We start from the raw sequence: 13,845 nt of genomic DNA on the forward strand, positions 1-13,845 counted from the left end.
ACGATGAGGCGTGCGTCGTCTCGTGGCTGTTCTCGCCGCGACCGTCATCGCGATGGTCGCCGCGCCGACGGGCCGCGCCGACTACACGCCGTGGTTCGCCCGCTCGGTAGGCGGGGCCACACAGGTGATTTCGGTTGTCGGCGTTGGTGGTTCGTCGGCCAAGATGGACGTCTGGCAGCGCAGTGCCGCGGGCTGGCAGCCCGTCGCGGCGGGCATTCCCGCGCACATCGGCTCCGCCGGCATGACGCCGCAATCCAAGGACGGTTATCCCGCCACCCCGATGGGAGTGTTCACTCTCGACTACGTGTTCGGCACGGCGCCGTCGCCCGGCGGCGGGCTCCCGTATCTGCAAGTGGGTCCGGACGACTGGTGGGACGGCGACCCGCACAGTCCGACGTTCAACACCCACCAGCACTGCAAGAAAGAGCAGTGCCACTTCGACACCTCGGACAGCGAGAACCTCGACATCCCCGAATACGTGCATTCAGTGGTGATGGGCGTCAACACCAAGGAACGCGTGCCGGGCAACGGCGCCGGGTTCTTCATGCACGCCACCGACGGCGGCCCCACCGCCGGCTGTGTGGCGATCGACGACGCCACCCTGGTCAAGATCATCCAGTGGCTGCGTCCGGGTGCGCTGATCGCGATCGCGAAGTGATCGGTTCGCTCAAATATGCAGCGCCGCACCGGTTTTCAGCTTGAAGTTCAGTCCCTCCAGCGACATCGTGGCCTCGTAGGTGCGGTCGTAGCCGGTGGCGCTGATCTTCCAGCCCTGGGGCGTGCGCCGGTAGGTGTCGCGGTAGAACGCGGCGCCGATGAGCATGAAGTTGAACTCGGCGACGATCACGCGGTCTTGCAGGTACCAGATGCCGGTGGCCTGGTCGCCGTCGACGGTGATCTCCGGGTGGGTGACGCGGTGCTCGGTGATCACGGCCGGACCGACCGACGAGCGCATGTACTCGACGAGGTCTCCGCGGTTGGTGAAGTGCAACCGCTCGCCGTAGTCGCCGGTGACGTCGTCGGTCAAGGTGTCGGCGAAGGCCGCCCAATCCTTGGTGTCGAGTGCCCGCAGGTAGCGGTACTTGACGCGCTCGATGGCTTGCAGGTCGGCGGCGGTGTCGGTCACTTCAGCATTGCAGCACAAACCCGGCGTGCAGGGAACTGGCGCGAGTCTGGCGTGGCAACCGAGGGTGCGGTGAGATGATGCGCGCATGCGCAGATTTCGGTGGGTGATGTGGCTGCCCGCCGTTTTCACCGTCGCGGCCGTCGCCGTGTGCTCGGCGCCGACGTCGGTGCCGGCCGCGGTCGAGAGCCAGCCGCCCCCGACGGGTGCGCATGCCTCACCGACAGCGCCGGCCGCGGCGCCGCTGTACCCGTTCACGTTGCGTCAGCAGCTCGACCTGCCGCCGCTGCACAACGGCCCCGGCGACTTGGCCGCCCAGATCGCCAACCGCACGCAGGTGTATCAGCGCGCGCAACTGCTGAAGATCGGCAGCGGCACCGCGATGGCGGCGTGGTCGACTGCCCGCGACACAGTGGCCGTCAACCGCTCGGTGCTGCCGGCGCTGCGCCAGCAGGCCGTGCGCACAATGACATTCACCGGCAGCCGGTTCTCCGAACTCGAGCGGATGATCACGGCTGGGGGTGCGGCGCACGTCACCGTGGCCAGCCGGACACTGCAGGCTGACACCCCGCTGACGATCACCGGACACAACGTCGTGGTCGACTTCGCGGATGCGGTGATCCAGCCGGGCCCGACGCCGCCGCTGTGGTTGGTCAAGATCGTCGGTGCACGTGACGTCGCGGTGATCAACGCCAACGTCACCGGCGGCATGAATGGCTTTCTGGTAGAAGGCGGTTCGGGGATCGCGATCGAGGGCAACGACCTACAAGGGCTGACGCAGAACGGCATCGTGGTGACCGGTAGAGCATCGGCCGTCGACATCCACGCCAACCGCTTGCACGACGTGCAGCGCGCCGGCGTTCTACTTCACGGCCCGGTCACCAAAGCTCTGGTGGACAGCAACCAGATCGACCATCTCACCGGGCATTCCAACTGGACCGCCGGCATCGTGCTGACGGGCCGCGGCACCGACATCGCCGACAACCCCGGCTCGTTCTTTCTGCCGGACAACTACTGGGTGATCACCACGCCGCTGGTGCAGCGGTTGGAAAATCCGGAGCAGAACGTGATCGTGGGCAATAACATCCGTGACGGCCTGTCGTCGGGCATCTACAACGACGGTGCGATCGCCAACGTGTTCGTCGGCAATCACATCGAAGGCAATGCCAAAGAGGGCATCTGCTTCGACAACGGCGCCACCGCGAATGTGTTCGCGGCAAACCTGGTGGCTGACAACGGGAGACGCTGGGGGCAGCCGGACGAGGTGCTGAAGCTGGACTCGGTGCTCGCGGCGGGCCGAGCTCCCGACGGCTCGTCGATGGCCAAACTGCCGGGCATTTCGATAGACAACGCGCTGTACAACGAGATCTTCGCCAACAACATCGTCGGCAACTTCGGCGGCGGGGTGAAGATGGTGCGCACCGCGCTGTTCAACGTCGTCGCCAAGAACACCATCGTCGACAACAACCGGGGCCAGAGCGGACAGTTTCACTTCTTCGGGGTCGAACTGGGCGCGGCCGAGGCTGACGAACCCGTCATCGACCTGGATTTCGTCGGCTCGTCCGGCAACATCGTGCTGGGCAACGAGGTTCGCGGCCAGCACTATTCAGGCGTGTTCGTGGGCCGCGGGTCGGTGCAGAACGAGGTGGTCGACAACGAGATCGTGGGCGCGACGGCCTTCGCACTGGAGTCGGCGAGCCGGTAGCGCCTTCACCGCGAGGGTCAAGCGTCGCGGAGCACTCCGAGGTCAGCGAGCGCACACAGGGTGCGGTAACCTCCGTAGCGAATTTCGAGCCGGAAACCGCTTGCAGTCCTGCGCATAACGCGCAACTGCCTCTGGTAGAAAGTGAGCGCACTTGCTGAACCGGCTCATCAAGCTGCAACTGGTGATCTTCGTCGTGCTCACCGTGCTCGCGCTGGGGGTGCTGGGCCTCTATTACCTGCAAGCGCCGCGGTTGGTGGGCATCGGGCAGTACACCCTCTACGCCGAGTTGCCGCGGTCCGGCGGGCTGTACAGGACGGCGAACGTGACGTACCGAGGCATCGCGATCGGCCGGGTGATCGAAGTGGAGCCCACCGAGCGCGGGGCGCGCGCCACGTTGAGCATCGACGACCGGTACAAGATCCCGGCGAACGCGTCGGCGAACGTGCACTCGGTGTCGGCGGTCGGTGAGCAGTACCTGGACCTGGTGTCGACGGGCAACGTCAAGGACTACCTGCACGACGGGCAGACCATCACCCGCAGCACCGTGCCGTCGGACGTGGGTCCCGCGCTGGATGCCACCAACCGGGGGCTGAATGCGCTGCCCAAGGACAAGATCGCCACGTTGCTGGACGAGACGTCGCAGGCCGTCGGTGGGCTGGGGCCGGCGTTGCAGCGGCTGGTGGATTCGACCACCGCGATTGCCGGCGACTTTCGCGACAACTTGACTCCGGTCGACGACATCATCGCCAACTCGTCGCCGATCCTGGATTCGCAGGTGAACTCGCGCGACAACATCGAAACCTGGGCGGCGAACCTGAACGCGATCGGCACGCAGGCCGCCGAGCAGGACGCAGCGCTGCGCAGCGGTTTGCAGCAGGCCGCGCCCACTGCCGATCAACTCAACTCGGTGTTCTCCGACGTGCGCGACTCGCTGCCGCAGACACTGGCCAACCTCGAGATCGTCATCGACTTGCTCAAGCGCTACCACAAGGGCGTCGAACAGTCTCTGGTGATTTTCCCGCAAGGCGCAGCACAGCTAGAGGCCGGCTCTATTTTTCCGGGTTACGGCATCATCAACTTCGCGCTCGGGCCGTTGTTCGTGGGAATCGGCGCCTCTGCGTTGACATTGCAGGCTGTGCCGCCGGGTTTCGGTGCTGCCCTCAACAGTCCGCCGCCGTGCCTGACCGGCTTTTTGCCGCCGTCGCAGTGGCGTGCGCCTGCCGACACCTCGCCGGCCCCGTTGCCGTCGGGCACCTACTGCAAGATTCCGAAGGACTTCCAAGGCAACGTGGTTCGCGGTGCGCGGAACTACCCGTGCGCCGACGTGCCGGGTAAGCGGGCCGCGACGCCGCAGGAGTGCCGCAGCAACGAGCCGTATGTGCCGATGGGCACCAACCCGTGGTACGGCGATCCGAACCAGATCCTGACCTGTCCGGCACCGGCGGCGCGTTGTGACCAGCCGGTGGAGCCGGGTCGGGTGATCCCGGCGCCCAGCGTCAACAACGGCTTGAACCCGTTGCCGGCAAATCTGTTGCCGCCCAATGGTACTCCGGCGCCGCTGTCCGATCCACTGTCGCGGCCCGGTCAGGGCAACGTGGCGTGCAGCGGCCAGCAGCCGAACCCGTGCAGCTACACACCGGCGCAGCTTCCCACTGCGATCTACAACCCGCAGAGCGGCGATGTCGTCGCCCCCGACGGAACCCGATACACCGTGCGCGACTCGGCCGGAACGGGCGACGAAGGCTGGATGCAGATGCTGGCACCCGCGGGCTGAATTCAGCTGTGCCGCACGGTTCCTCGAGGCAGTGTGAGCGGCAGGTCGGTGTACGTCTTGATGCCCGGTGAGGCGGCGACGACGGCCGGGACTGCGTGAATCGCCGGCATCGCGGTGATCGTGTGCCCGAGGCCCATGAAGTCGGCCATGGTCTTGGCCTTCTCGAGGAAGTCAGGCGGCGGCAGGAACCCCACATGCATTGTCACAGTGGGCATTCCGTCGATGGTGATCTTCCACGGGTCGCCTTCGATCTTCCAGTCCGGATCGAGCGTCTGCCCCTTGCGCCATCGCACGTTGAGGTCGACGACGGTTTTGCCGCCGATCCGTCCCTGCCAGCTGGCGAAGACGCCGGCCACGCACCCGGCGCTGATGGTCCACGAACCGAGGTCGAGGTCCTGGGTGGTCTTGGCGTACTCCGCTTCGCACACCACTTCGTCGAACTCGACGCCCAGTGCGTCGCCGACCAGCCGCACCGCCTCGGCGAACACCGCGGTGCCCTGTGCTGCCATGGGTTGCAGGTCGGGGTCGTCGATCGGCGTGCCGAAACCTACCGGAATCTCAGTCGCGGGGGAGTCGTAGAACGTGGTGTCGGACGCTTCGGCGATCGTGACCTTGTCCACGCGGCTACAGCCGGTGGCCGCGACGATCGCCAGCAGTTCGGCGAAGCCGGGGCTGACGCCGGAACCGAACATCGTCGAACCGCCTTGCCGGCACGCCTCTTCGATCCGGTCGCGGCCGGCGCCGAGGTTGTGTCCGGTGATGAACGACGCCGTGGACACCACGTTGACGCCGGCGGACAGGATGCGCACCAGCTCGTCGACGTCGATCCACATCGGGTTGTAGACCACGCAATCGGGCTTCAGCGCGAGCAGCGCGTCGACGTCGTTGGTCGCGGTCACCCCCAACGGTGCGATACCGCAGAGCTCGCCGACGTCGCGGCCGGCCTTGTCTTGCGACCATGCGTAACAGCCGACGATTTCATAGTTCGGGTTCGCGGCGAGCGCCTCCACCGAACTCTTGCCGACGTTGCCTGTTGTCCACTGGACGATCCGATAGCGCTTGGTGTTGAGCACTCGCACAGCATAGGCCAGCGGCAGCGCCGATGGACCGGATTGCGTAGCGCATCGAACCTGTTGAGCGCACACTGGAGCAAACACCGCTGCCGTCAGGAGGCGTCATGGGCAAGGATGGACCGTTCGGATTCGATCCCGACGACTTCGAACGAGTGGTCCGCGAGGCGGGCGAGGGACTGCGCGACACCTTCGAGCAGATCGGCAGGTTTTTCAGCCTTCCCGGCGAGCGTGCCGGCTGGTCGACGCTGTTCGACGAGTTCACCCGACCGGGCCGGCGCGGGCAGCCGGAAACCGCCGGTGAGACCGGCGACGGCGTCTGGGCCATCTACACCGTCGACGACGACGGGGCCGCGCGCATCGAGCAGGTGTATCCCACCGAACTCGACGCGCTGCGCGCGAACAAGACCAACACCGATCCCAATCGCAAAGTGCGGTTCCTGCCGTACGGGATCGCGGTCAGCGTGCTTGACGCGACCGAAGAGTCGGCCTGAGGTATCCCGAGGGCCGGGTCCCCCTGCCCGTCAAGGACATCGGCCGGTTGCTGCTGCGGTGTGCGGACCGCCCCGGACTGGTGGCTGCCGTCAGCACATTCCTGGCGCAGGCCGGTGCCAACATCGTGTCGCTGGATCAGCATTCCACCGAACAAGCGGACGGAATCTTCATGCAGCGCACCATCTTTCACCTGCCCGGCCTGTCCGCGGCCCGCGAGACGCTGGAGCGGGAGTTCGCCCAGCAGGTCGCCACGAAGTTCGGCATCGACTTTCGGTTGACCGAGGCCGCCAAGCGAAAACGGGTGGCGATCATGGCGTCGAAGCAAGACCACTGCCTGCTCGACCTGCTGTGGCGCAATCGTCGCGGCGAGCTGGACATGTCGGTGGTGATGGTGATCGCCAACCATCCCGACCTGGCCGACGACGTCCGCCCGTTCGGCGTGCCGTTCATGTACATACCGGCCGCCAAGGAGATTCGGGAGCAAGCCGAGCAGCGCCAGCTCGAGCTGTTGCGCGGCAACGTCGACCTCGTGGTGTTGGCGCGCTACATGCAGGTGCTGACTCCGCGCTTCCTCTCCGAGGTCGGTTGCCCGCTGATCAACATCCACCACTCGTTTCTGCCTGCGTTCATCGGCGCCGCACCGTACCGGCAGGCCAAGGAGCGCGGCGTGAAAATCGTTGGTGCGACTGCTCATTACGTGACCGAGGAGCTCGACGAAGGCCCCATCATCGAGCAGGACGTGGTGCGCGTCGACCATCGGCACAGCGTCGACGATCTCGCGCGGCTGGGCGCGGATGTCGAACGCGCGGTGCTCTCACGGGCGGTGCTGTGGCACTGCGAGGATCGAGTGATTCGATACGGCAACCAGACGATCGTCTTCTGAGAAGGGTCAGCCGACCTTCTGCCACAGACAGACGCCGCTGAGCTCGATGGTGAACAGCAGCGGCACAACACGCAATCTCAGCGGCTGTCCGGGTTGGCCCGTCGCGACCTGCGGTGCGCCGACTGTGCCCGCGCTGACGACGCCGACTTGTTCAGCCTTGCACGTGGTGTCGGCGTCTTGCGGGGTGGCGGTCCAGTCGCCGGATTCGATCTCGCGGTTGGGCTGCCCTTCACCGTGCAGAATCATCTTCGGCCCGAAGCTGAACCATCGGTCACCGCTCGGGTAGGGGCCGTCGAACACCTGCCACTGATAGCCGGCGCCCGCTTGCTTGCGGCATTGCAGATAGGTGGTCACGCGCGCCTGGTAGTCCAGCAGCTGAGTCAGCGCACCGCTGAGGCTCTCCACACACGGCGAACCTGGTTGCGGCACAGCGGGTTCCGCGCTCGCCGCTGGCGCCACGGCGACCGCGGCAGCCACGACCGCCGAAACCACCGCACCGTACTTGCGCTGCTTCATCGCCCGAAGGTCAGACCGAGAGCGCAGGGTTGGGAACCAGGTTCGTCTTGGTCAGATCGGTGCGCATCAACCGCACCTCGTAGTTGTCCCACGTCGACAGGTTCCAATAAAGGTACTTCTGGTCCTGCGGTGCGAGGTTCGCGGTGCCCGACCACGGATGGATCATCGGGGCATACAACCCTGGCATCTGCGCTGAGGTGACCAATGTCGTTGGGGCCGACCAGGTTCCCTGCGGCGTCGTGGCGGTGCGCACCACGATGTTGTTGTTTCCGTCGCCGTACATCATCACGTACTTGCCGAGGTACTCGTTGTACTGCACCGACATCTCGCTCACCGAGGGGGTCGTCTTGTATCCGAACAGTCCCAACAAGCCGGGGGCCGTCGTCTTCGGCAGGATCGCCGTGGCGGCCGAGGGCTTGTTGGCCACCCACGTCTTGCCGTTCCAGTACTCGTATCTGGTCTGGTCGAGGATCTCGGCCTCTTTGACACGCGACAGGTACACCGTTCCGGTCCGCCCTGCCGGCGTTCCGTACGAGTAGACGTATCCGTCGTTTACCAACTGCCCGTTGGCATCTCGCACGGCCTGTCCGTCCGCGCCGATCTGCACACCTTTCACGTAGGCGCCCTGCTGGAAGTGCTGGTTACCGGACACGAAGGGCTTGCTGGCGTATCCATAGCCCGCGGAGCGGATGCTGGAATCGGCGACTTGCCATGTCTGCCCGTTGTCGTCGGAGTACGCGATGCCCGAGTAGTTCGTCGTCCACTGGCCCGGCGCGCCCCACTTGCGGACGGACATGAAGTCGACGTATTGGCGGGTGTGGCCGTTGGCGTCGGTCACCGAGATGCCGGCGGTCGGGATGATCGTGGTTTCGGTGCCCTTGGCGTAGCCCTTGATGTTGTTGCGGTCGACGATCTCCTTCGGGTCGATGCCCTCCGGCGCGATCGTCGACGCTCCGCTGTAGATGTCTCCCTTCACGCTGTTGGGCACGTACATGCCGTTGTTGAGCGTGGCGTCGGGAGTGCGCAACAACGTGTTCATGCGCCAGAAGCCGGTGCGGGCCGGATAGGGGTTTCCGAAGGTGTCGCCGAATGCGATGAGGACCTCGTGCTCGTTGACCGGCGTGGTGGGATCGTCCTTGATCCCGTTGTCCCACATGGTGCCGACGTCGGTGCCGCCGATGCCGAAGCGGACGTCGGTCTTGTTCAAACCGCCAGGTCCTGTCACGTACTCGATGAAGTCCGTGTTGGCGCTGATCGCGGTCGGCGTCTTCGTCGTCCCCGGATACGGGTCGATGCTGACGGCCGCGGTGGGCGCCATCAGAGCCGAGGTGGGCGTCGTATCGGTGAGTAATGCGGTGGTGACCGGCGCGCTGCTCGTCGTGGTGACGCGCGCGGCCTCGGCGAACTTCTGCTCGGTCTCCCGGCGTGCTGCCAACGCGAGCAACGTCAACGCGATCGGGCCTCCGACGGGACCGCCGGGGACGGTGCCGGCAAGTGGACCGATGCCCAAGACAGACAAGGCATTCGCGAGCACGTTGGAGGTCGTCGGCGCCGCCGGCTTCGGCTCCGCCACGATCTGCGGCGCGGACGCCGGAACTGTCACCGCCGCAGTCGACGCCTTGTATGCCGCCGTCAATGCCGTTGCAGCGATAGTGAATTGGCGCTGGGGCGTCAGTTTGGTCGAAGTGATGTCACGAGCTGCACTGGTGACGGTGCGCGCGTCGACTGAGGCTGACGGCGACGTAAGTCCGCTGTTCGCAGTGTCAGGGGCGTCAGCCGTTGCGCCGTTGGACGACGATCGCTTCCGAATCGCCACCTTGTCGCCGATGGTGAGCCGCGTGCCGGTCTTCGTCGGTGTCTTTGGCGCGGTGGGGGAGTCGGAGTCCTGCGACGGCGGCTTCTGCGCGTCCTGCTGCGGGGTGAGCCCCGAGCGAATCTTGCCGAACGTGTCGGCCACTCGGCTCAGCGTGTCGGTGATGCGCTGGCTGCTGAGTGCGCCGCCGGAGCTGGCCACGTCGCCCGGTTTCGCCGGAGGTGTCGCAGCAGACGAACCAACACTGGTCTTCGATGTCGACGACGGATCGGTCTTGTTCGAATCCTGCGCGGCGGCCGTCGTGGGCTTCTTCTCAACGGCTCCACCGGATTCGGCGGCTCCGGTGCCCGTGCTGCCCTGACCGGAGTCGGATTGTGCGGACGAGTCAGAACCGGTCGGCGTGGCCGATGCCACCCCTTGACCGGTCACGACCGCGGCCCCGACGCCCAGCGCCACGGCCAATCCGCCTACGCGACCTATGCATGCCGCAGCGCCCATGATGTCCCCTCGATGATGCAGCCCCGACCCCGAAAAGGACTGTCTCACACCAGAGCGTGTTTGGTGTGAAAACAGTGACATCCGTCGTCGCTGCCCTACGATCCGTTGTTGCCCGCACTGCCGCCACTCAGCGCAGCAATGCGTCCTCGGCAGAGCTGTGGGAAGCCACTTGCGGCGACGGCTGATCGGTTGTGCCGCTTGATGATTCGCTTAGGAGCGGTTTCGGCGCCGAGCAGCGTAATGAAAACGCCTGACACATAGCGCATCCCAGATACGTCAGAGGACCTTACGGATCGGGTCGGGGCCGCCATGGCAGAGCCGACGACGGGTCTGGCGGCGCCTCCGCTCTCGCCGCCTTGGGTGTCCGTTGCGTTGCTGGTCAGCACGGCGCCGGGTTCCTGCGGTGGGTCAGATGTGCGTGCGGCGCTGAGCCCAAGTCCCGGGTTCCGCAAGCGGTACGCCCGGCCCTGGCCGGTGCGCCGTTATGAAATTGTGATATTGCCCGTCACCTCGTATGGTGCTTGGCGTGGGCCGGCACTCACTACCCAAGACCCGACGGAAGCCGCCGGTCGGATTTGCGGCTTTCATTGCCCCGGCCGCCGTGCTTTTCGCCGCCGGGGGAGACATGCACACCTCTGCCGCGAGCGAGAGCGTCGAGCCGGTGGTCGAGACTCCTGGGCCGTGCTGCGCAGAGGTCGTCGCGGCGGCACCTCTTGGGCGAGCGTCAGCTTCGCTGATCCAGGTCGCAGAGGCGGACCCGCCGGCTCAACCGGCAGCAGCGTCGAGATATCGGGTGGTTCAGTTACCGCAAGCGTTGCCCGCCGGAGTTGCACCGGAGCAGGGGCTGCAGGTCAAGACGATCCTGACGGCCCGCAGCATCAGTGCGATATTTCCTGAGATCCACAACATCGGCGGCGTGCGGCCGGATGCGCTGAGATGGCATCCCAACGGCCTGGCGCTCGACGTGATGATTCCGAATCCCAGCTCGGAGGAAGGGATCGAGTTGGGTAACCAGATCGTCGCGTACGTGCTGAAGAACGCCGATCGGTTAGGTATCCAGGACGCGATCTGGCGTGGTGTCTACTACACGCCCAACGGTCCGCAAGGAAGTGCGGCCGGCCACTTCGACCACGTCCACGTCACCACTATCGGCGGCGGTTACCCGACCGGCGACGAGGTATACGTGCGCTGAGCCGCGGCAACCGGCTGTCCGACGCGCGACACCACATTCGACGCTTACGGCCGATCGGCTGCGCGTAGTGCGCGAGCCGGGCGGCGCCGAATGTGGTGTCGCTACGTCCCTACGGCGTGTGACTCCTAGCGGACGCCACCGCCGGGAGCCCCCGTCGTCCCAGCGGTTCCGGTGCCGCGGGCGGCATCGTTACGCCGCCGAAGCCCGAGCAGGCCGCCCAGCCCGAGCAGCCCGATGAGGCCCCACAGGCCGTTCTTGCCGCTGTCGTTGTCGTCGTTGTTGTCGGCGGCCACATAGCTGGTGGTTGAAGCCGGAGCTGGTTCACTGGGCGTGGTCGCGTGGGCGATGCCCGCACCCCCGAACAGCAGTGCTCCCGACGTAGAAATGATGGCAATTGCCTTGCGCATGACGATCCCCTCGTAGTTGATGTGTCGAGTCGGTTAGCGGGAGAAAACCTCGAAGCAGCTGCTCTACTTCATCCGCTATCAACGACGTACCTGACGTCGTGCCCGCTCATATACCCAGGACATCATCATTGCGAAACATTCGTTCTCGTTATGCGCAGCTACCCGCGGGAGTTTGCCCTGCTCAGAAGCGGAGCCGATGACGGGCCCGTCAGTTGAATGCTGGTGCGATGAAGCGCCGCACGATCTGGTGCTCAAGTTCGCTGTCGCCGATTGGCCAGACCGCCAGCGACATGACGACGCGAACGATCCATTGGGCCGCCTGCGGGTCGTCGTCGGTTATGCCGGTGAGGTCGGCGGCGAGACGACCCAGCACCGGCGACGAAGGAAGCTCGGTCAGATCACGACCGGCGCTCAACCCAACCATCATTTGGCGTATCGGATCCGATCGAATGTGGTCGAGTGCGACTGTGATTGCCTTTACCACTCGCTCCGCGCCACTCAGGTCTTTCACGGCACGTCGGACCGAGTCGACGATGCGGGCCGCCAGGCGGAGTAGAACGGCGTCGCGGATCTGGGCTTTGCCTCCGGCGTAGCGGTAGATAGTCGCCCGCGAACAGTGCACTCGTGCGGCCAAGGCGTCCATGTCGAAGGCGTCCAAGCCGTTCCGCAGGACCAGGTCGGTAGCCGCGGCATAGATTCGGTCTGCGGCTGCCGTGCGGCGCTCGCCTCCAAGGAGCCAATCGTCTCGGGCCACGGATCTTTCCCTCCTAATGCATGATCCATATCGTCTCAGACCTGAGACGAAACGAGCAGCAGATCTCACCGTTGACGCACGGTGGAGGATGCAACCTGAGACGGCCGCCATGCGAAGCGTTCGCGCTGGATTTCGACTTCTCCAGACTGGTTGACGCGCTCAGTCGGGGCCGGTCAGCGTAGATAAATGACGTCCCACAATGGCCAACTGGGCATCGAGTTGTTCGATGACGAGTGCATCCAAGACCCTTACCCTCTTTACCGGCGGATGCTGGACACAGCACCGGTGCATCAGATTGGCAATTCCGCTTTCTATGCGGTGTGCAGCTGGGATGCAGTCAACGACGCCATCGCTCGCCCCGAAGACTTCTCCTCGAATCTGACCGCGACGATGACTTATCAGCCTGGCGGCTCGGTGGGTGCTTTCGAGATGGAAGGGTTAGGCGGCAAGAGCCATGTGCTGGCCACCGCCGACGAGCCCGCGCATACGGTGCACCGGAAAGCGTTGCTTCCGCAACTGGCAGCCAAGCGTATTCGGGCCTTCGAGCCGTTCATCCGTGAAACAGCCGAGCGGCTCTGGAACGCCAACGTGCGAGACGGGCGCATCGAATGGATGGGCGCCATGGCAAACCGACTGCCAATGATGATCGTCGGGCGAATCATCGGCGTTCCAGACACTGACATCGACAAGCTCGTGCGGTGGGGATACGCGGCGACTCAGGTGGTCGAGGGTCTTTTCAGCCAAGATCAACTCAACGCTGCCGGCATCGCCGTTATGGAACTCGCCGCATACATCACCGATCAGTTTCAGCAGGCCGCAGCGGACCCGCAGGACAACTTGCTCGGCGATTTGGCCACGGCGTGCGCGTCGGGTGAAATGGAAGAACTCACCGCGCAGGCGATGATGATCATTCTGTTCAGCGCCGGTGGCGAATCAACTGCATCGCTAATCGGTTCGGCTGCTTGGCTTTTGGCAACTCGACCCGATATCCAACAGCAGGTGCGCGACCAACCGAAACTACTCGACGCATTTCTTGAGGAGGTATTGCGCTACGAACCACCGTTTCGAGGCCATTACCGCCACGTCGTCAGGGACACGACGCTGTGCGGTGTAAAACTCCCGGCGGATTCGCACCTCCTGTTGTTATGGGGGGCGGCCAATCGCGATCCAGCCCACTTCGACGATCCCGATACATTCCGACTAGACCGGTCCGGCGGAAAGGGTCACATCACGTTCGGCAAGGGCGCGCACTTTTGCCTCGGCGCCGCACTGGCGCGATTGGAAGCCCAGGTTGTGATTGGTCAGCTCCTTGAGCGCACGTCAATGGTCGAAGCCGCCGAAACAGGGCGGTGGCTGCCGAGCCTCCTGGTGCGCCGCCTGGAAAGCCTCGAACTGGCCTGCGAATAGGCGTGATTCGACTTCGGCTGCGTATCGTTGGCACCTTTTGCGGGATCCATTCGGCGAGTCTGCGCCCCGCCCGGGGCGCTCGAAGCTGCCTTCGTGGAATCCTCCAAGAAAGGTGCAGCGATTCCGAACAACCCTGCTCGCGCCGACGAACGCGGTTTCGCTACCAGCCGAGGTACGGGAGAGGTACCGGGCCAACAGCCAACCAGGA

Annotated in this window: 13 protein-coding genes; 7 read left to right on the forward strand and 6 right to left on the reverse strand. The window is 65.1% G+C overall.

Annotation, left to right across the window (positions count from 1 at the left end):
- The first annotated feature begins 10 nt into the window (after positions 1-10).
- Entirely contained in the window at positions 11-658 is a 648-nt protein-coding gene (locus AC5Y39_RS01390) for a L,D-transpeptidase family protein (protein ID WP_500015930.1), read from the forward strand.
- 9 nt (positions 659-667) lie between these two features.
- Here AC5Y39_RS01390 and AC5Y39_RS01395 read toward each other — a convergent pair whose 3' ends face one another.
- Complete coding sequence (locus AC5Y39_RS01395) at positions 668-1,144, reverse strand: nuclear transport factor 2 family protein (protein ID WP_500016121.1); 477 nt, start codon at positions 1,142-1,144, stop codon at positions 668-670.
- Positions 1,145-1,211: 67 nt separating this feature from the next.
- Between AC5Y39_RS01395 and AC5Y39_RS01400 the strand changes: the two genes are divergently transcribed.
- The gene (locus AC5Y39_RS01400; RefSeq protein ID WP_500015931.1) at positions 1,212-2,828 is read left to right on the forward strand and encodes a right-handed parallel beta-helix repeat-containing protein; all 1,617 of its coding nucleotides are present in this window, start codon (positions 1,212-1,214) and stop codon (positions 2,826-2,828) included.
- A 151-nt stretch (positions 2,829-2,979) separates the two neighbouring features.
- Entirely contained in the window at positions 2,980-4,602 is a 1,623-nt protein-coding gene (locus AC5Y39_RS01405; RefSeq protein ID WP_500015932.1) for an MCE family protein, read from the forward strand.
- A 2-nt stretch (positions 4,603-4,604) separates the two neighbouring features.
- Here the strand turns inward: AC5Y39_RS01405 and AC5Y39_RS01410 are convergent, their stop codons facing one another.
- A complete protein-coding gene (locus AC5Y39_RS01410; RefSeq protein WP_500015933.1) occupies positions 4,605-5,675 on the reverse strand; it encodes an NAD(P)H-dependent amine dehydrogenase family protein in 1,071 nt (356 codons plus the stop codon).
- Between the two features lie 104 nt (positions 5,676-5,779).
- Here AC5Y39_RS01410 and AC5Y39_RS01415 point away from each other — a divergent pair, with 104 nt between their 5' ends.
- Positions 5,780-6,166, forward strand: a complete 387-nt coding sequence (locus AC5Y39_RS01415; RefSeq protein ID WP_500015934.1) for an Rv0313 family protein — start codon at positions 5,780-5,782, stop codon at positions 6,164-6,166.
- Positions 6,163-7,050, forward strand: coding sequence for a formyltetrahydrofolate deformylase (gene purU, locus AC5Y39_RS01420; protein WP_500016122.1), 888 nt, complete (start codon positions 6,163-6,165; stop codon positions 7,048-7,050). Before AC5Y39_RS01415 ends, purU begins: the two co-directional genes overlap by 4 nt.
- 6 nt (positions 7,051-7,056) lie before the next feature.
- On the opposite strand, the gene AC5Y39_RS01425 is transcribed toward purU, so the two are convergent.
- Positions 7,057-7,566 (reverse strand): hypothetical protein, encoded by a 510-nt coding sequence (locus AC5Y39_RS01425; RefSeq protein ID WP_500015935.1) that lies wholly within the window; start codon positions 7,564-7,566, stop codon positions 7,057-7,059.
- A gap of 10 nt (positions 7,567-7,576) precedes the next feature.
- Positions 7,577-9,877 (reverse strand): glycoside hydrolase family 183 protein, encoded by a 2,301-nt coding sequence (locus AC5Y39_RS01430; protein WP_500015936.1) that lies wholly within the window; start codon positions 9,875-9,877, stop codon positions 7,577-7,579.
- 526 nt (positions 9,878-10,403) lie between these two features.
- On the opposite strand from AC5Y39_RS01430, the gene AC5Y39_RS01435 reads away from it, so the two are divergent.
- Positions 10,404-11,069: a VldE C-terminal domain-containing protein gene (locus AC5Y39_RS01435; protein WP_500015937.1), complete on the forward strand. Its 666-nt coding sequence runs from the start codon at positions 10,404-10,406 to the stop codon at positions 11,067-11,069.
- 125 nt (positions 11,070-11,194) lie between these two features.
- Here the strand turns inward: AC5Y39_RS01435 and AC5Y39_RS01440 are convergent, their stop codons facing one another.
- A complete protein-coding gene (locus tag AC5Y39_RS01440; protein ID WP_500015938.1) occupies positions 11,195-11,476 on the reverse strand; it encodes a WGxxGxxG family protein in 282 nt (93 codons plus the stop codon).
- A 208-nt stretch (positions 11,477-11,684) separates the two neighbouring features.
- Positions 11,685-12,230, reverse strand: coding sequence for a TetR/AcrR family transcriptional regulator (locus AC5Y39_RS01445; RefSeq protein ID WP_500015939.1), 546 nt, complete (start codon positions 12,228-12,230; stop codon positions 11,685-11,687).
- A gap of 186 nt (positions 12,231-12,416) precedes the next feature.
- On the opposite strand from AC5Y39_RS01445, the gene AC5Y39_RS01450 reads away from it, so the two are divergent.
- Positions 12,417-13,637: a cytochrome P450 gene (locus AC5Y39_RS01450; protein ID WP_500015940.1), complete on the forward strand. Its 1,221-nt coding sequence runs from the start codon at positions 12,417-12,419 to the stop codon at positions 13,635-13,637.
- Positions 13,638-13,845: the final 208 nt, after the last annotated feature.

The organism is Mycobacterium sp. NGS39, assembly GCF_059812765.1.